Annotated in this window: 14 protein-coding genes; 4 read left to right on the top strand and 10 right to left on the bottom strand. The window is 58.4% G+C overall.

All coding sequences use genetic code 11. The features are described from left to right. The first annotated feature begins 54 nt into the window (after positions 1-54). From carB to ACZ5EH_RS09110, 3 genes are read left to right on the top strand one after another with little or no spacing between them, the layout of a single operon-like run. Entirely contained in the window at positions 55-3,315 is a 3,261-nt protein-coding gene (gene carB, locus ACZ5EH_RS09100) for a carbamoyl-phosphate synthase large subunit (RefSeq protein ID WP_464277807.1), read from the top strand. A gap of 25 nt (positions 3,316-3,340) precedes the next feature. Beyond that, the gene (gene purF / locus ACZ5EH_RS09105) at positions 3,341-4,744 is read left to right on the top strand and encodes an amidophosphoribosyltransferase (protein WP_464277808.1); all 1,404 of its coding nucleotides are present in this window, start codon (positions 3,341-3,343) and stop codon (positions 4,742-4,744) included. A 1-nt stretch (position 4,745) separates the two neighbouring features. Continuing rightward, positions 4,746-5,732 (top strand): KpsF/GutQ family sugar-phosphate isomerase, encoded by a 987-nt coding sequence (locus tag ACZ5EH_RS09110; RefSeq protein ID WP_464277809.1) that lies wholly within the window; start codon positions 4,746-4,748, stop codon positions 5,730-5,732. Between the two features lie 1,763 nt (positions 5,733-7,495). Here ACZ5EH_RS09110 and nifB read toward each other — a convergent pair. The 3 genes from nifB to nifE are packed head-to-tail and all read right to left on the bottom strand — an operon-like array spanning position 7,496 to position 11,559. Beyond that, positions 7,496-8,767, bottom strand: coding sequence for a nitrogenase cofactor biosynthesis protein NifB (nifB, locus tag ACZ5EH_RS09115; protein WP_464277810.1), 1,272 nt, complete (start codon positions 8,765-8,767; stop codon positions 7,496-7,498). 33 nt (positions 8,768-8,800) lie between these two features. Beyond that, positions 8,801-10,165: a nitrogenase component 1 gene (locus ACZ5EH_RS09120; protein WP_464277811.1), complete on the bottom strand. Its 1,365-nt coding sequence runs from the start codon at positions 10,163-10,165 to the stop codon at positions 8,801-8,803. 26 nt (positions 10,166-10,191) lie between these two features. Beyond that, on the bottom strand, positions 10,192-11,559 hold the full coding sequence (gene nifE, locus ACZ5EH_RS09125; RefSeq protein ID WP_464277812.1) for a nitrogenase iron-molybdenum cofactor biosynthesis protein NifE: 1,368 nt from the start codon (positions 11,557-11,559) through the stop codon (positions 10,192-10,194). Positions 11,560-11,798: 239 nt separating this feature from the next. Here nifE and ACZ5EH_RS09130 point away from each other — a divergent pair, with 239 nt between their 5' ends. Then, positions 11,799-12,047: a hypothetical protein gene (locus ACZ5EH_RS09130; RefSeq protein ID WP_464277813.1), complete on the top strand. Its 249-nt coding sequence runs from the start codon at positions 11,799-11,801 to the stop codon at positions 12,045-12,047. A gap of 11 nt (positions 12,048-12,058) precedes the next feature. On the opposite strand, the gene ACZ5EH_RS09135 is transcribed toward ACZ5EH_RS09130, so the two are convergent. The 7 genes from ACZ5EH_RS09135 to nifH form a co-directional block, all read right to left on the bottom strand. Continuing rightward, positions 12,059-12,361 (bottom strand): (2Fe-2S) ferredoxin domain-containing protein, encoded by a 303-nt coding sequence (locus ACZ5EH_RS09135; protein ID WP_464277814.1) that lies wholly within the window; start codon positions 12,359-12,361, stop codon positions 12,059-12,061. Between the two features lie 66 nt (positions 12,362-12,427). Further along, positions 12,428-13,660: a radical SAM protein gene (locus tag ACZ5EH_RS09140; RefSeq protein WP_464277815.1), complete on the bottom strand. Its 1,233-nt coding sequence runs from the start codon at positions 13,658-13,660 to the stop codon at positions 12,428-12,430. 70 nt (positions 13,661-13,730) lie between these two features. Continuing rightward, positions 13,731-15,107 carry a nitrogenase molybdenum-iron protein subunit beta gene (nifK, locus tag ACZ5EH_RS09145; protein ID WP_464277816.1) on the bottom strand — a complete coding sequence of 459 codons (1,377 nt, stop codon included), beginning with the start codon at positions 15,105-15,107 and terminating at the stop codon, positions 13,731-13,733. A gap of 22 nt (positions 15,108-15,129) precedes the next feature. Then, positions 15,130-16,770: a nitrogenase molybdenum-iron protein alpha chain gene (nifD, locus tag ACZ5EH_RS09150; RefSeq protein WP_464277817.1), complete on the bottom strand. Its 1,641-nt coding sequence runs from the start codon at positions 16,768-16,770 to the stop codon at positions 15,130-15,132. Positions 16,771-16,818: 48 nt separating this feature from the next. After that, positions 16,819-17,193 carry a P-II family nitrogen regulator gene (locus tag ACZ5EH_RS09155; RefSeq protein ID WP_464277818.1) on the bottom strand — a complete coding sequence of 125 codons (375 nt, stop codon included), beginning with the start codon at positions 17,191-17,193 and terminating at the stop codon, positions 16,819-16,821. Next, positions 17,190-17,549 (bottom strand): P-II family nitrogen regulator, encoded by a 360-nt coding sequence (locus tag ACZ5EH_RS09160; RefSeq protein ID WP_464277819.1) that lies wholly within the window; start codon positions 17,547-17,549, stop codon positions 17,190-17,192. Before ACZ5EH_RS09160 ends, ACZ5EH_RS09155 begins: the two co-directional genes overlap by 4 nt. Positions 17,550-17,594: 45 nt before the next feature. Beyond that, the gene (nifH, locus tag ACZ5EH_RS09165; RefSeq protein ID WP_464277820.1) at positions 17,595-18,425 is read right to left on the bottom strand and encodes a nitrogenase iron protein; all 831 of its coding nucleotides are present in this window, start codon (positions 18,423-18,425) and stop codon (positions 17,595-17,597) included. Between the last annotated feature and the right edge of the window lie 420 nt (positions 18,426-18,845).

Raw genomic sequence — 18,845 nt, forward strand, 5'->3', positions numbered from 1 at the left:
GCAACAAACACCATGTTTTTTCCATCTACTTGAAACCGTACATTTGAGAGTGCCATGCCCAAGCGTGAGGACATCAAAAAGATTATGCTCATCGGCTCCGGCCCCATTGTCATTGGCCAGGCCTGTGAGTTCGACTACTCTGGCACCCAGGCCCTGAAAGCCCTGAAGGAAGAGGGCTATGAAGTGGTTCTGGTGAACTCCAATCCGGCCACGATCATGACCGATCCCGAGTTGGCCGACAGGACCTACATCGAGCCCATTGAGCCCGAATCCGTGGCCCGTGTGGTGCGCAAGGAGCGCCCAGACGCGATTCTGCCCACCCTGGGCGGGCAGACCGGCCTGAACACTGCGGTTGGGCTTGCAGAACTGGGCGTGCTCGATGAATGCGGCGTGGAACTCATCGGCGCGTCGCTTCCCGTCATCCAGAAGGCGGAAAGCCGTGAGCTTTTCCGCAAGGCCATGGAAAATATAGGCCTGGAAGTGCCCCAGAGCGGCATTGCACGCAGCATGGAAGACGTGCGACGTCTGGCCACGGAGCTGCCGTTCCCGATCATCGTGCGCCCCGCCTATACCCTTGGGGGGACAGGGGGCGGTGTCGCCTACAATATGGAAGACCTGGAAAAGATCGCGGGCCACGGTCTGGCCGCCAGCATGACCACGGAAGTCATGCTCGAAGAAAGCGTTCTCGGCTGGAAGGAATTCGAGCTGGAGGTCATGCGCGACAAAAACGACAACTGCGTGATCATCTGCTCCATTGAAAATATCGACGCCATGGGCGTGCATACGGGCGATTCCATCACCGTGGCCCCCGCCCAGACCCTGACCGACCTGGAATACCAGCAGATGCGTGATGCGGCCATTGCCATCATGCGCGAAATCGGGGTGGAAACCGGAGGCTCCAACGTACAATTCGCCGTGAACCCGGAAAACGGGCGGCTGGTGATCATCGAGATGAACCCCCGTGTTTCGCGTTCTTCGGCCCTGGCTTCCAAGGCCACCGGCTTCCCCATCGCCAAGATCGCGGCCAAGCTCGCCGTGGGCTATACCCTGGATGAGATTCCCAACGATATCACCCGCGAAACCATGGCGTCCTTTGAGCCCACCATCGACTATTGCGTGGTCAAGATTCCGCGCTTCACATTTGAAAAATTCCCGGGCAGCGAGGACTTTCTGACCACGTCCATGCGCAGTGTGGGCGAGGCCATGTCCATCGGCAGAACCTTCAAGGAATCGCTGCAAAAGGGGTTGCGCTCCCTGGAAATCGGCATGCCCGGGCTGGGGCGCGATTTCCAGCGTCGCGAGTTCGACCGCGACGAGCTGGTGAGCAAGCTGCAAAAGCCCAATTCCCGCCGGATTTTTGCGGTGCGCCATGCCCTGATAACGGGCATGTCCATCGAAGAGTTGTACGACCATACATATATCGACCCCTGGTTTCTGCGGCAGATCAAGGAAATCGTGGACATGGAAGACGAGCTCCGCCAGTTCAGCCTGGAGCAGAGCGTTGTCACGTCCAACCCTGAACTTGCGGAAATGCTGCGCCGCGCCAAGGAATACGGTTTTTCTGACCGGCAGCTCGCCCAGCTCTGGAAACGCAGCGAGGATGACATCCGCACCTTGCGCAGAGACTTGGGCGTTCTTCCCACATACTGCCTGGTGGATACCTGCGCTGCGGAGTTCGAGGCCTATACGCCTTATTTCTACTCCACCTACGAGCAGGGCAGCGAGACCACTCCCCCTGCCGACACCAAAAAGGTGATGATTCTGGGCGGCGGTCCCAACCGCATCGGCCAGGGCATAGAGTTCGACTACTGTTGCTGCCACGCGGCGTTCTCCCTGAAGGAAATGGGCGTGGACTCCATCATGGTCAACTCCAACCCTGAGACCGTCTCCACGGACTACGACACCTCGGACCGCCTGTATTTCGAGCCGCTGACCCTGGAAGACGTGCTGCACATCGTGGATTTTGAAAAGCCCGACGGGGTCATCGTTCAGTTCGGCGGACAAACGCCCCTGAACCTGGCCGTGCCGCTGCTGCGCGCCGGCGTGCCCATTCTGGGCACCTCGCCCGACAGCATCGACCGCGCCGAAGACCGCGAACGCTTTCAGGGCCTGTTGCACAAGCTGGACCTGAAGCAACCGCCCAACGGCACCGCCACTACGTTGGATCAGGCGTATGTCATTGCCCGTGATATCGGTTATCCCGTGGTGGTGCGTCCCAGCTACGTACTTGGGGGGCGGGCCATGGAGATCGTCTACAGCGAAGAGCAACTGGAGCGCTATTTCAACGTGGCGCTTATTGCCTCCGGCGAAAGCCACGCCAGCGAGGACCACCCCATCCTGATCGACAAGTTTCTTGAGAACGCCGTGGAACTGGATGTGGACGCGCTGAGCGATGGCAAGGATACCTACGTTGCCGGCATCATGGAACATATTGAAGAGGCCGGTATCCATTCGGGCGATTCCGCCTGCGTATTGCCCCCGCATACGGTATCTCCCGCACTGCTCGAAGACATCACGCGTCAGACCAAGGCCTTGGCCAAAGAGCTGAAGGTCGTGGGGCTGATGAACATTCAATACGCCATCAAAAACGGTGAGATTTTCATCATCGAGGTCAACCCCCGCGCCTCACGCACGGCGCCTTTTGTGTCCAAGGCCACGGGCGTGCCCCTGGCCATGCTGGCCACCAAGGTCATGATGGGGCGCACCCTCGAAGAACTTGACCCCTGGAGCATGCGCAAGAAAGGCTATGTCTCGGTCAAGGAATCGGTGCTGCCTTTCAACCGTTTTCCGGGGGTGGACATCCTGCTCGGACCCGAGATGCGCTCCACTGGCGAGGTCATGGGCATTGACGAGACCTTTGGTCTGGCCTTCATGAAAAGCCAGCTCGCTGCAGGGCAGAAGCTGCCTTCCAAAGGGCGCGTGTTCATTTCCGTAAACGACCATGACAAGCCTGAAGCGGTGAATCTTGCCTGGCTGTTCAAGGACCTGGGGTTCGAGATTCTGGCGACGGGCGGCACTGCCGATTTTCTGAACGCCAAGGGCGTGCCTGCCAAGCGCATTCCCAAGGTTTCGGAAGGCAAGCGCCCCCATGTTGTGGACCAGATAATCAACAAGGAAATTGACCTGCTGATCAATACGCCTTCGGGCAAGGAAACCATTGAAGACGCGCGTTTGCTGCGGCAAACCACGCTGCTTTATGGTTTGCCCTACACAACGACCATTGCAGGCGCCAGGGCCATGGCTCAGGCCATCACCGAGCTCCGTGGCAAGGGGCTTGAGGTAAAGAGCCTGCAGGAATACTACGGCCGCTGCTGATGCGGCCAAACCACAAGGCCTTATCATGAAAAAAGAATACTGCGGCCTGTTCGGGATCTACAACCATGAGGAAGCTGCCCGCATGGCCTATTTCGGCCTTTACGCGCAGCAGCATCGTGGGCAGGAGAGCGCAGGCATTGTCACCTGGGACGGCACCAAAATCCGCGAACATCGCGGCATGGGGCTTGTTCCGGAAGTCTTCAATGAACGCCACCTGGGCAAGGAGCTCAAGGGCAACATCGCTGTGGGGCACATTCGCTACTCCACCACGGGCGCTTCCCTGATCCGCAACGCCCAGCCTTTTCTGGTGCGTTTCGGCAACATGCACCTGTCTGTTGCGCACAACGGCAACCTGGTGAACACCCAGCAGTTGCGCAAGGAACTGGAAGACGAAGGCTCCATCTTCCAGACCACCATCGACTCAGAGCTGTTCATCCACCTCATTGCCAAGAATCTGCGCAAAATGAGCCTGGAAGAAGCTGTGCTCGCCGCCTGCAACAGGGTCAAAGGCGCATATTCCCTGCTTATTCTTGCTGATGATAAGCTGATAGCGGTCAAGGACCCCCATGGCTTCCGCCCCTTGGCATTGGGGCGCGTGGGCGGCTCCTATGTTTTTGCTTCCGAGACCTGCGCCTTCGACCTGCTGGAGGCCGAGTACCTGCGCCCCGTTGAACCGGGTGAAATGATAGTGTTGCAGGGCAACTGCATGGAAAGCTATCGCCTGGGTGAACCGCAGAAAAATCACCATTGCATTTTCGAACTCATCTACTTTGCGCGGCCAGACTCCATCGTGTTCAACGAATGCGTGTACGAACGCCGCAAGGAAATGGGGCGCATTCTCGCCAGGGAAGCACCGGTGGACGCCGATTTCGTCATGCCGTTCCCTGATTCGGGCGTGTACTCTGCTGTGGGCTACTCCCAGGAGTCCGGCCTGCCCTTTGAAACAGCCATGATCCGCAACCACTACGTAGGGCGCACCTTTATTCAGCCCTCCCAGTCCATGCGCGATTTCAGCACCAGGGTGAAGATCAACCCCGTGCGCAGCATGATAAAGAACAAGCGGTTGCTCATTGTAGACGACTCCATAGTGCGGGGCACCACCATCCGCTCCCGCGTCATAAAGCTCCGTGAACTGGGAGCGCGTGAAGTGCATATGCGCGTCTGCTGCCCCCCGATCCGTAACCCATGTTTCTATGGCATCGACTTCTCCTCAAAAGGGGAGCTGATAGCCGCCAACAACAGCGTGGATGAGATTGCCCGCTTCATTGGTCTGGATTCGCTGCACTACCTGACCATCGAGGGGCTGCTGAATTCGGTAGCCAGCCCGAAGGACTATTGCCTGGCCTGCTTTAACGGCAACTACCCCATCAATCCCGAAACGGGGTTGGGTAAGTTGTGCCTTGAGGATGAAAACGCCACCAACTGGTAATATGAACGCTACTCATGATGAAATTCTCGCCATTGGCCGCGAGGTTCTGGAAATAGAAAGCCAGGGCCTCGACGCCATGGCGGAGCGACTCGACAGCCGCTTTACCGCGGCTGTTGAACTTCTGGCCGCCTGCAAGGGGCGCGTGGTGCTCTGCGGCCTGGGCAAATCCGGACTGGTCGCGCGCAAAATCGCGGCGACCCTTTCCTCCACGGGCACACCGGCCATGTTTCTGCACCCTGTGGAAGGCGCCCATGGCGATATGGGAATGTTGCGCTCCGGGGACCTGCTGCTGGCCATATCCAACAGCGGTGAAACCGACGAGCTTAATGCAATTGTCCCGGCCATGCGCAGCATGGGGGTAGGGCTCATCGCCATGACCGGGGGCCTCGATTCGACTCTGGCGCGCATGGCCGATATCGTTCTGGACTGCGGTGTGGCGCGCGAAGCGTGCCACCTGGACCTGGCGCCCACTGCCAGCACCACTGCGGCCCTGGCCATGGGAGACGCCCTGGCCATTTGCCTGATGCGCGCCAAGGATTTCAGCGAGAAGGACTTTTTCCGCTTCCACCCCGCAGGAGCCTTGGGAGAACGGCTGAAGCAGCAGGCCGAGGTGCTGATGCACACCGAGAACATCCCTGTTGCGCGGCCGGAAACACCCCTGCATGAAGCCCTGGCGATTCTGGACAAGGGCGGCCTGGGCGCCTTGCTCGTCACCACCTATGACGGCATCCTGCAGGGCATTCTCACAGACGGCGATCTGCGTCGGCTCCTCGCCAAAGGGCCGGTGGAGCGCAACGCCCCCGTTTTTTCCGTGATGACTGCCAATCCCTGCCATGCGCAGCCGGGGCAAAGCGCTGCCGAGCTGTTGGACCTCATGGAATCAAAGACTATCACCGTGCTCCCCGTTGTGGACGACGACCTGCATGTCACTGGGATCGTGCACCTGCACGACCTGCTCGGCAAGGGGCGTCTGCGCTTCGGTGGCTGATGGGGCGCACTCCCCCAAACCGGGGGTGTATCTCTTTTATCCTACGCATTCTGTCAGGCCGTCTGTCCATGCTTCCTGTCATTCCCGCGCAGGCGGGAATCCAGTATTTCTTCTTGCTTTGTTCCTCGATCCTGAAACCAATACACATGAATACTGGATCCCCGATTTTTCAGGGATGACAGAGCGCGTTTGTGAGGGCATTGGCGTTTTTCGCGTGTCGTTTCTTTACAACTGCTGGCGCTAGGAAAAGGGCGCGCCTGTGCTGTGCCGTTGGTCCATGCTTCCTGTCATTCCCGCGCAGGCGGGAATCCAGGGTTTTCTTGCTCAGGGCAGCCAGCTAGAAATCAATGCACACCAATACTAAATCCCCGATTTCTCGGGGATGACAGGGTGCGTTTGCTGGGACATTGGCGTTTTTCGCGTGTCGTTGCTTTACACCTGCTGGCGCTTTGAAAAGGGCGCGCCTGTGCGATGCTGTCGGTCCATGCCCCTCTGTCATTCCCGCGCAGGCGGGAATCCAGTATTTCTTCTTGCTTTGTTCCTCGATCCTGAAACCAATGCACACGAATACTGGATCCCCGATTTCTCGGGGATGACAGGGCGCGTTTGTGAGGGCATTGGCGTTTTTTCGCGTGTCGTTGCTTTACACCTGCAGGCGTTGGAAAAAGGGCGCGCCAGTGTGATGCTGTTAGTCCATGCTCCTCTGTCATTCCCGCGCAGGCGGGAATCCAGTGTTTCTTCTTGCTTTGTTCCTCGATCCTGAAACCAATGCACACGAATACTGGATCCCCGATTTCTCGGGGATGACAGGGCGCGTTTGCCACGGCCTTCGCGTATTTCGCGTGTCGTTTCTTTACAACTGCTGGGGTTGGAAAAAGGGCGCGCCTGTGCTGGGCCGTCTGTCTATGCTTCCTGTCATTCCTGCGCAGGCGGGAATCCAGTATTTCTTCTTGCTTTGTTCCTCGATCCTGAAACCAATGCACACGAATACTGGATCCCCGATTTCTCGGGGATGACAGGGCGCGTTTGCCACGGCCTTCGCGTATTTCGCGTGTCGTTTCTTTACAACTGCTGGCGCTAGGAAAAGAGTGCGCCTGTGCTGGGCCGTCTGTCGATGCTTCCTGTCATTCCCGCGCAGGCGGGAATCCAGGTTTTTTGTTGCTCAGGACCGCCAGCTAGAAACCAATGCACACGAATACTGGACCCCCTATTTTTCGGGGATGACAGGGCGCGTTTGCTATGGCCTTCGCGTATTTCGCGTGTCGTTGCTTTACACCTGCTGGGGTTGGAAAAAGGGCGCGCCTGTGCTGGGCCGTCTGTCGATGCTTCCTGTCATTCCCGCGCAGGCGGGAATCCAGTATTTCTTCTTGCTTTGTTCCTCGATCCTGAAATCAATGCACACCAATACTGGATCCCCGATTTCTCGGGGATGACAGGGCGCATTTGTGAGGGCATTGGCGTATTTCGCGTGTCGTTTCTTTACAACTGCTGACGCTTTGAAAAGGGCGCGCCTGTGCGGGGCCGTCTGTCCATGCTTCTTGTCATTCCCGCGCAGGCGGGAATCCAGGGTTTTATAAACTCTTTTCCCTCCCCAAAAAATAGGCCCCTCAAATGTGACCAGGCAGGTTGTCACATTTGAGGGGCTTGACCAGAGGAGAGAATGGAGAAGCAGATTCTCAGGGTAAAACTATGTTTAAGGGAGATTCCGAGAGGGAGCTTTTTTCAAGAGGCTCCCCCTTGGAATCTGCGCCTAGGGATCTATGTTATTGCGGGCCGCAGCCTGTGCCTTTGCCGCTACATGCGCCGGCCATGCCTTTTGCGCGCCCCTTGAACCGGTCCAGACTATCGCCCGAGTACGCCAGGGGCAGCATTTCCTGGATGAAGCCTGTGCAGGCATGGGTCGCGATGCCGTTTTTCTCCAGGATTTCCCGGGGAGAGTCGCCCATGGCGGCAGCCAATACGGCGCGGCAATCACACAGGGTGGTGGCCAGTTCGTTCCAGCGTTTGGGACCACATCCGGGACGCGCGGTGGGCCGCTCCTCCACCATGCGGAAGCCGTTGTCGGTCTGCTCCCAAATCTGCATGGTTTTGGCTTCGCCCAGGTGCTGGTTCACCAGCATGCCCTCACGGGTGGCGACAGCAACATACGGACGCTCAGCAGGGGGTGCAGGCGGCAAGGAGGCGCAGGATTCAAGAACAGGCGCCAGTTCTTTAGAGCGGTCCTTGCAGAGCATGCCCACGGCGTCGGCGCGGCAACGGCGGCAGTGGGTCATCTGGGCGACATGGGCGCCGGAGATGGCGCGCAATTCGCGGACACGTTCCTTTGTCGGTTCGGTAAGGTCGGCATAAGGCGTACCTGCTGTGGGGTGCAGCGGGATGAGATTGTGCAGGGTTGCGCCCAACTTACCGGCGGTACGGGCCACCTCTTCCAGGTGATGTTCGTTCACGCCGGGAATGATGATGGAGTTGACCTTGACCATCATGCCGCGGGCAACAGCGCCTTCGATGGCTTCGAGCTGGCGCTCCAGAAGCAGTTTGGCGGCCTGCTCCCCGCGATAGATCACGTTGCCGTCGCGGACAAAGGAGTAGATTTCCTTGCCGATGGCAGTGTCCACGGCGTTGCAGGTCACGGTGACATGGCTCACGCCGAGTTCGGCCAGTTCGTCCAGATGTTGCGGCATGGCAAGGCCATTGGACGAGAGGCAGAAAAGCAGGTGCGGAAACCGCTGTTTCAGGAGTCTGAGTGTGCCCAGGGTCTCGGCCGGGTTGGCCATGGGGTCACCAGGTCCGGCAATGCCGGCGACGCTGATGCGGGGTTCACGCTCCAGAACTTCCTCCATGTACTTCATTGCCTGTGCAGGGGCGAGCACCGCACTGGTCACGCCGGGGCGCGACTCGTTTACGCAGTCGTATTTGCGGTTGCAGTAGTTGCACTGGATGTTGCACTTGGGGGCTATGGGCAAATGTACGCGGCCACACTGGCCCGAGGCGCCTTTATTGAAACAGGGGTGCTGGGATGTATCTCTCGTGTTCATGTCGCTCTCCTTATATCCCGGTCAATCGGGGGCCTAGAGGTAGCCGTAGCCCACAGGGCTGTCGCTCTGATTCTTTTCCAAAACGGCGTTGACGATGCGGTCCAGCATGGTTTGCGCCCCGCGATAGCCGACGTGCAGCAGCCGTTGTCCGCCAAAGCGGTCGTGGATGGGGAAGCCGACGCGCACCAGAGGTACGTTCCACTCCCGGGCGTAGCGGTACCCTTTGCTGTGCCCGATGAGGATGTCCGGCTGCAGTTCCTTGGCAACCTCGGCGATGTCATAGAAGTCCACGCCCTGGCGGATTTCAGGAGTGTGCCGGGCATAGGGCGCCATGGCCTCGGTGAGCAGGTTCTTGTAGTTATTGTTCTGCGCGCCGGTTGCCACGAGCACCACGTTCATGCCGATTTCCGCAAGGAAAGAAGCCATGCCGATGGTCAGGTCTTCTTCGCCGTAAAGCACCACACGCTTGCCGGAAATATACTTGTGAGAATCGACAAGGGCGTCGATGAGGCGACCACGCTCTTTTTCATGGCGTAACGGCATGGGGGTGCCGCTTATCTCGTCAAGAGCTGCGAAAAAGTCGTCCGTGCCACGGATGCCGATGGGCAGCCCCATGGAATGAAGAGGGACCCCTGCGCTGTCTAAAATAGCGCTGCCAGCGGTTTTGCGCCCCTGTATGCAGTGGCCGCATTCAATGGTGCCTTTGGCTGTGCCCATGGCGCGGATATGGGAAATGGGCGTGCCACCGGACGGGATTTTTTCGTAGTCCAGGAGCGCCGGGCCATCCAGGGTGTCGGAAATATCCGGCAGAAGGGTGGCGGCCAGGCCGAAATCTTCCGCAATGTCGCGCAGGTGGCGCAGGTCCTCGGGCGAAACAAACCCGGGGATGATGTTCACGCTCGGTGCTTCATGGACGGGTTCGGCTTCTGGGTCCACAAGCTGTTCGGCCATGGCTTTGACCGCGGCGTGCCAGCCGTCCATGTGCGTGCCGTTGTAGCTGGGCGTGCTGCAGTACACCAGCGGCGGCAGGGGCAGGTCGCCGAATTCTTTCTTGAATTCATGCACGAGCATGGGCACGTCGTCACCAATGGTTTCCGTGAGGCAGGTGGTGGCGATGCCGATGCAGCCGGCGCCGTATTTCTGCATCACATTGAGCAGACCTTTTTTAAGGTTGGGACCGCCCCCGAATACGGCTTGCTTCTCGCCAAGGGCGCTGGACGCGATGTCCATGGGCTCGCGAAAGTGGCTGATGATGTAGCGCCGCATGTAAGTGGCGCAGCCCTGTGAGCCGTGGAGAAAAGGAATACAGCCTTCTATGCCGCGGAAAGCGATGGTCGCCCCAATGGGGGTGCACAGCTTGCAGGCATTTGTGGTCGATATGTATGGAGAATCTTTCATGACGTTGTCCTTTTGTATTTTCGCCGTTACTTGCTCTGGTTTTTCACGCTTCTGCGGGGCACAAAGCTCCAGACCGGGCTCATGGCCGAGGTGTGGACTTCGCGCGCGAAGTTGTACATGCCTTCAAACCCTTCGAGTGCGAGTTTGCGCTCGTGGTTGTGGTCGCAAAAGCCGACGCCCAGTTTATAGGCGATGGGGCGCTCCTTAACGCCGCCAACAAAAAGGTCTACGTCTTTTTCCTTGATAAAGGCCGACAGCTCGAGTGGGTTGGAGTCGTCCACAATGATGGTGCCGGGATCGGTGATCTGTTCGAGTTCGGCGTAGTCTTCCTCTGTCCCTGTCTGTGAGCCGACGAGCACGACCTTCATACCCAGGTGGCGAAAGCTCTTGATCAGGGAAAAGGCCTTGAAGGCGCCGCCAACGTAAATGGCGACTTTTTTGCCTTCGAGATCCTTGCGGAAGTCGGCCAGCCTGGGCATGAGCTTGTCCAGTTCCTCGCGTACCAGTTCACTGGTGCGGGTCATGATTTCGGGGTCTTTGTACTCGAAGTGCTCGGCCACGCTGTAAAGCGACTCGGCCATGTCCTCGATGCCCAGGTAGGAGACACGGATGTAGGGGACGCCGTATTTCTCCTCCATCATCTTGGCCAGGTCCAGGGTGGCGCCGGAGCACTGCACGATGTTCAGGCCGGCGCCGTGGGCGCGGCGGATGTCGTCAATACGGCCGTCGCCCGTGACATTGGCAACGACTTCCACGCCCATGCGACGGAAGTATTCACGAACGATCCAGATTTCGCCGGCAAGGTTGAAGTCGCCAAGAATGTTCACGCTTACGGGGGAGATACCGGTGGTATCGCCGGTGCCGATGAGCCGGAACATGGCGTTGCAGGCGGCGCGGTAGCCTTCGCGTTTGTTGCCGCGGAAGCCTTCGGACTGCACGGGGATGACTTCAACGCCCGTGTCTGCGGTAACGCGGCGGGCAACAGCTTCCACGTCGTCGCCGATGAGGCCGACGATGCAAGTGCAGTAGACGAAGCAGGCTTTGGGCTGATGGCGTTCGATGAGTTCGCGCAAGGCGGCTTCGAGCTTGGGCTCGCCGCCGAACACCACGTCTTTTTCCTGCAGGTCGGTGGAAAAGCTCAACCGATGCAGTTCGGGGCCGGAAGAAAGGGCGCCGCGGATGTCCCATGTGTAGGCGGCGCAGCCAATGGGGCCGTGCACCAGGTGGACGGCGTCCGCAATGGGGTAGAGCACGACGCGGGAGCCGCAGAAGACGCATGCGCGCTGGCTGACGGCGCCGGCAAGGCTATCGCGGTTGCATGCCATGGCAAAGGGTTCGCCTTCGCCTTTACGGTATATCTGGTCTTTTCGTTCTTCAAAAATTACGCTTTCCATTTTCATTCTCCTCTGGTCAGACTGAAGCGGGTGGTGCGTTGGCTTGCAGCGCAGCGCGACAGCCGCTTATGCAGTGACGCCGGCGATCTCCCCAAAAGGGCAGTTACATCCGCCTGAACCGGCGCCAGGAAATTTTCTTTGCAACGGTTTTGCGGGGCTGTCCGCGCCTGTTGCAGAGCTCCCCGTTCTTCGGGGCGGTATTCTGCCCATGGGGCATTTGTGGGAATGCTATCCGGATCGTGATGCACGACGTGGGGGTCAGCCTGCCGGACACCTGCCTGTCGATCCTGATTTTTCTGGGCAGTTGCAAAGTGTTTTGCTGCCGCGCCATTGCACCTTTGAAGCATACAAGCCCGGCCTGCCTGGTGTTCGTGTTGAACGGACGGGTATTGTGTGTGCGGTGTGTGGTGGTCTTGGCAGCGTACATTTTTGTATCCTTTTCCTTTTTGGTGCAGCGGGAGCGCCCCGCTGCACCGAAACTTCTCTGAGTCGGGAAAAATTACTCCATCAGATAGTCGGCGGGCGGTGTGCCATCTTCAATGCCGTCGAGAATGGCATCGATGGCATCTTCGCTATCCACACCTTTGAACCACCAGTTGTTGGGGTAGACGACCATGATGGGGCCGTCTTCGCATTGCTTGAGGCAACCGGTGGCGGTCAGCAGGGCATCCAGGCCACGGTCCAGCACTTCTTCTTCCACGTACTGCAGAAATCCGTCGGTCTGCTTGTGGCAGATGCCCTTAGGGTCGCCCTTGGCGCGGAAGCTTTGGCACATCAGGATGTGGTAATCGGGTCTCGCCATTTTGTTTCGCTCCTTGTTCAATCTGTGTTGTGTCGTTTTTGTTAGAAAACCTGATGCAAAAATTTGTTATTTGCGGCACTTGTCTTTTTTACCACCGCCATAAAGCGTATCCACAAGCGGCTCGATGTTGCCGTCTGTGCGCAAGAGACGCAGCCCTTGTTCGCCGAGAACGCGCTCCGGATTGTTGCCCGCGCTGTGCACCAGCACATAGCTGCAATCATTCAAGACTTCCGCCAGGGCCACCCAGCGTTCATCGCCTTTGCCCGCGTCAGGGGCCTTGCGAGAGCCAAGCAGTGAAACCAGTCCTTCCTTGGGGCCGTAAATCAGGAACTGACGGGTTTGCCCCAGATGCATGTCCACATCGAAACCGTCACTGGTGGCCACTGCGACATTGGGGCGCTCCGGAGATGGCTTGGGGAGGGCTGTGATGCCCAAAGGCTGCTGGCTGCTTGTTTCGATACCAAGTCCAGCGGCCGGGGCGGCGCAAACATCGGCTGCATCGATGACGGGCAGATGTTCGGCCGCGGCAAGCTGCAGGCGTTGGATCAACTCGGCGGGAGCCGCCGGCAATTCAGGGGCGGGGGCGTTTTCATCCCCGCAACGCTCAGGAGGCAGCCAGGGGCAAAGCAGCATGGCGCTTGCGCCACCTGCTGCGCCGAAAAGTGCGATGTCCACGACGTGTTCGTCGTTGATGCCGGGGTAGACCACGGTGCGGATGGTTACGGCGATGCCGTTGGCCACAAAGGCAGCCAATGCGTCCGCCTGTTCCTGCACCAGAAGCGCGCCGGCCTGGCTTCGCTGGATGGTCTGCTTGCCGGGGCGCACCCAGTTGTAGAGCTTGGGCGCTATTTCAGGGTCCACCATGTTCACGGTCAGGCTTACATGGGTCACGCCCAGCTCGGCCAGAGCAGGCGCATGCTGTGCGCCGCCAAGACCGTTGGTGCCCAGGCACAGGGAAATATCAGGGTAAAGCTGGCGAATTTCCTTGAACAGCTCGAAAAGTGGTTCTGGTGTGGCCAGCGGATCGCCGGGGCCGCTTACGCCCACCATGTTGATGGAGTTGCCCTTGAACTTGGCTTTGTCCATGGCCTGCTGCAGCGCGTTCAACGCGTCGGCGGGATTCAGGCTGTGCTTTTTAAGGGCTGACGGGGTAGCGCCGCCAAAGGCGAGCATGGCGTTGACGCCACTAGCAACGGGCAGGTGAACCCTGGCGCAGGAAAGCATGGTCTCGCTGCTGCATCCGCAGGTGATTTCTTCAGGGGTGAAGCAGTGTGTGATGGCAGCGTTGTTGGCGGTCATGGCCGGGTCCTTGTATTTTTTGGTTTCATGGGGGGAGCCGGACTCCCCCCATGACTGGATAGGGTGCGTGCTAGAAAACCAGTTCGAACTTCTCTTCGACAGCGTCCCTGTCTATGCGTTCGAGCAGGGCATTGAGGATGCTGGAGGCAAAGCGCAGTGCGCCGGAGTAGCCTACGGTCGGGAAGTACTGGTGGCCGACGCGATCCAGGATCGGGAAGCCGTGGCGAATGTGAGGAATGTCCTCGTCCCGCGCGATGTACTTCAGGTAGGTGTTGCCGATCAGCATATCCACGGGGTCATTCTTGATCCACTGGTGGAGCAGGAACATGTCGCCCTTGGCTTTTACGTTGACCTCGTAAGGCAGGTCCTTGGTGATTTCCTTGATGCGGCGCTCAAAGGCCTTGCCCGGGGTGCCGGTGACGATGTGGGTGGGCCACATGTCCATGGAAACCAGGAACTCGGTGAGGGCGATGAGCTGATCCGGATCGCCGGCCAACGCCACTTTCTTTTGGTAGAAGTACTGGTGGTAGTCGGAGATCAGGTCCACGAGCTTGGCGCGTTCGGCCTTGACTTCGTCAGGCACGGTCACACCGGCGATGGTGCGCAGAGCGTCCACGAAACGGTCGGTGGCGGCCAGGCCGATGGGCAGATCCAAGACCTTGCAGGGCACCTTGAACTGGGTGTCCAGCAGGCGGGCGCCGTCGGCAGAGGCCCATTCGCCCAGGGCCAGGGTGCCGATGCTGTCGCCGGTGCTCTTCAGCTCGGAAACAGGGGTGCCGCCTTCGGGGAACATCTTGTACTCGCCCGTCAGACCGGTGTTCAGTACGCCCGAGGTGTCGGGGAAGAGGATGTGCTTTACGCCAACCATGGTGGACAGGCGCTTGATCTCTTCCATATCGGCGGGTTCAACCCAGCCGGGGATGATGTTGATCTTGCCGTTTTTCTTGCCCGTGCTCTTGGCCAGGCCCTTAACCATGCCCTTGACCATGTTGGAGAAGCCGGTCACGTGGGAGCCGACATAGCTCGGGGTGGAGGCGCCGATGACATGCTTGCCTTCGGGGATCTTGCCTTCCTTGTCGGCCTTGATGGAGATCTGGTTCAGGTCGTCACCAATGGTCTCTGAGAGACAGGTGGTGTGGACCGCGATGACCTCGGGCTCGTACACGGTGAACATGTTTTCGATAGCCTGTATCAGGTTGGCCTGGCCGCCGAAGACCGAAGCGCCTTCAGTAAAGGAGCTGGTCGCAGCCGAGATGGGCTCCTTGTAGTGGCGGGTCAGCATGCTGCGGTGGTAGGCGCAGCAGCCCTGGGAGCCGTGGCTGTGGGGCAGGCAACCGTGGATGCCGAAGGCGGCGTACATGGCGCCAACAGGCTGGCAGGTCTTGGCCGGATTGATGGACAGAGCCTTGCGTTCGGCCACGTCCTTGGGTGTATGTCTGAGCAACATTGTGCTTTCTCCTCTTGCGCTCTTATTCCCACACGTAGGTGGCGGAGAGCTCGGGGTTCTCTTCCCAGGGCGCCTTCATGAAGCCCCAGACTTTGCTGTTCACGAGGCGGTCCACTTCTTTGTAGAAGTTGATGGCGCCTTCGAAGGCCGCATACGGTCCACCGGAGTCGTAGCTGTGGAGCTGCTTCATGGGCACGCCCATCTTCTGGATGCTGAACTTTTCCTTGATGCCTGCGCAGAACAGGTCGGGCTTCAGCAATTCAACCAGCTTGTCGGCCTCGTACTGGTTCAGGTCGTCGATGACGAGGGAGCCGGTCTCCATGTCGGACATGATGCCGTCGTATTCCTTGAACTTCAGGCCGGCCTTTTCCAAAGCTTCCTTGGCGGCGTCGTCTTTGCGCAGATGGAAGCGCTTTTCATCGGCAACGACTTCCAGCTCTTCGATGTTGCGGCTGTCAGCATCCAGCTTGATGGTGGGCAGCACTTCGCGGCCTTCGTAGTCATCGCGGTGGGCGAACTCATACCCGGCGGAAAGGGTCTTCATGCCCATTTCAGCGAAGAGCTCCTGGTAATGGTGCGCGCGGGAGCCACCAACGAACAGCATGGCGGACTTGCCTTCCGTACGGGGGCGCACGTCTTCCAGAGCAGCCTTGACGGGCTCCATTTCCCTGGCGATGACTTCCTCAACACGGTCCATGAGCTCTTTGTCGCCAAAGTACTGGGCAATCTTGCGCAGGGACTTGGCGGAAGCTTCCGCACCGATGAAGTTGACCTTGATCCAGGGGATGCCGTACTTTTCTTCCATCATTTCGGCCACGTAGTTGATGGAACGGTGGCACATGATGGCATTCAGGTCCGCGTTGTGACACTGGGCGAACTGGTCGTAGGTCGAGTTGCCGCTGAAGGTGGAGACCAGGGTGATGCCGCAGTCTTCCAGCAGTTTTTCGATGACAAAGGCGTCACCGCCGATGTTGTATTCGCCCAGCAGGTTGATCTTGTATTTGCCTTCGATCTCCTTGTCCTGCTCGCCAACCACGTGGCTGAAGATCTGGTTGTTCGCGATATGGTGACCTGCGGACTGGCTGACACCTTTGTAACCTTCGCAGCTGAAGGCGAAGACGTTGATGCCCAGCTTTTCCTTCATCTTTCTGGACACGGCGTGAATATCATCGCCGATGAGTCCGACGGGACAGGTTGCAAAGACCGCGATGGCCTTGGGCTTGAACAGGTCGTAGGCTTCCTGGATGGCCGCCTCGAGCTTTTTCTCACCACCGAAGATGATGTCCTGATCCTGCATGTCGGTGGAGAAGGCATAGGTCATGTAGTTTTCATGTTCGGGCGACTCGGGCTTGGTCTGGTTGCGCCGGGTCAGCCAGGAGTAAAAACCGCAGCCAATGGGTCCGTGGGTTATATTCACGATGTCGCGGGTGGGGCCCAGGATAACGCCCTTGCACCCTGCGTAGGTGCAGCCGCGCATGGTGATGATGCCGGGAATGGTGCGCACGTTGGCCATGATTTCAGGATTGGCGCCGCTCTCTTCCTTCTTGTTGATCACGATCTGCTTGGCGCGTTTGCGCTTGACCTTGGGAGGATACTTCTTGAGCAGCTCTTCCTTGATGGCGTCCGCTTCCCAGGCGATCTTCTTCTTGTTTTTGAGTGCCATGTGGTTACCTCGTATTGTTTCCGGCCCCGGGTATAAGGGGCGGTTAGGCTAGGCTATGGATTTCGCCCCGGTCTCACCCGTACGGACACGAACCGCATCCTCAATGGGCATCACGAAGATTTTTCCGTCGCCGGGCTTGCCGGTCTTGTTGGTATCGATGATCGTTTGCACGATGTCGTCCACATCCTCGTCGGGCACCACCACAGTGATGACACGCTTGGGGTAGAGCAGGCCTTTTTCGCCCAGAAGGGCGGCGGCTTCTTCGTAGCCCTCTCCAGCGCCTTCCAGCACCTGAGAGTTGACCAGCCCTTTGCCCCGACCTTGCGCCTCGTGAGCGAAGAAGGCGTCAACGCCGGCTTCGGTCAGAGCTTGCTTGGTGCGGTTCATCATGGGCATGCGCACAATTGCGATTATTTCTTTCATGCCTCGGCCTCCGCGGGTTCGGCGACAGCGGTGTCACAAACGCCGGTGCTGATGGTGTAGACGCTCTCAACAGGAGAGACGAAAATTTTACCGTCGCCGTAGTTGCCTTTGGAACCGGTGCGTGCTGCGCGCATGATGGTTTCGACAACAAAGTCTTTGTCATCGGCGCGTACAACGCACATGATTTGGGTTTTGGGGATTTCGTCGTAGGTTACTTCACCGATCTTGATGCCGCGCTGTTTGCCGCGACCTGCAACGGAAAACTTGGTCGCTGCAGGAAAGCCTGCGTCCAGAAGCGCTGCCAGAACGTCGTCGACTTTCTCGGGGCGTACGATTGCTCGAACCATGATCATCATTGCGGTATCTCCGTATTCTTTTTAAGCGTGATTAAAGGGTCGGGCCTATGCAGCTTCGAGCAGACCGTATTCCATGAGCAGCTTTTCAAGGTCTTCGATCTCCAGAGGCGTGGGGATCACGAACATTTCATTTTTGTCGATGGCTTCAGCCAGGTTGCGGTAGTGCTGTGCCTGGGGGTGATCAGGGGCGTAGTCGATGACCGTCTTACGGTTGATCTCGGCCTGCTGCACCATGTTGTCGCGGGGCAGGAAGTAGATCATCTGGGTGCCCAGGCGCTTGGCGAGCTCTTCGATCATCTCTTTTTCGTTGTCGACGTTACGGCTGTTGCAGATGAGGCCGCCCAGGCGAACGGTACCGGACTGGGCGTACTTCATGATGCCCTTACAGATGTTGTTTGCAGCGTACATGGCCATCATCTCGCCGGAGCAGACGATGTAGATCTCGTCGGCCTTGCCGTCGCGGATGGGCATTGCGAAGCCGCCACACACAACGTCGCCAAGAACGTCGTAGAAGGCGTAGTCCAGGCCTTCGCTCTCTTCGTAAGCGCCGAGGGATTCGAGCATGTTGATGGAAGTGATGATGCCGCGGCCGGCGCAACCAACTCCAGGTTCGGGGCCACCGGACTCAACACACCAGGTGCCGCCAAAACCTTTTTTGCGGATATCTTCGAGATCGACGTCTTCACCTTCGTCACGAAGGGTGTCCAGAACGGACTTCTGGGCCAGGCCGCCCAGCAGCAGACGCGTGGAGTCTGCCTTGGGGTCACAGCCTACAACCATGATTTGTCTGCCCATTTCGGTAAGGCCGGCAACGGTGTTTTGTGTTGTTGTGGATTTGCCTATGCCGCCTTTGCCGTAAATAGCTACCTTTCTCATTGTCTCCTCCATGCGGTTTGATTGTCGTTTCGTTTGGCAATGCGTGCGGATGAAAGCCACAAAGGCAAGGCGCGTGCCACAAATGCGTACCATGCGTATTTTAATTTATAACATACTGTTTTGATGAAGTTTCATGAAATGGATACAAAAAAGTCACGTTTTCTGAAATAGGCGTGAGAGTGGGTTAGCTACAAAACCAAAGTGTACTGTGCTACAAAAATGTAGCGTTTTTTGTAGTCTGCTCCACAACACATGCAAGAAGGTGTGGGCGCGCGCCTCCAGGTATGTCGCACCCTTTGGGGCCTGTGCGTCTGCAGCGCCTTGTCTGGCACCATTCTTGCCTCTTAGGCATGACCGCATTCCCCTTGTGCACGGAGCTGCATTGGCGCTTTGGGAATGAAATGAGACCAGCAGAGAAGG

Source organism: Desulfovibrio biadhensis, from assembly GCF_055388615.1.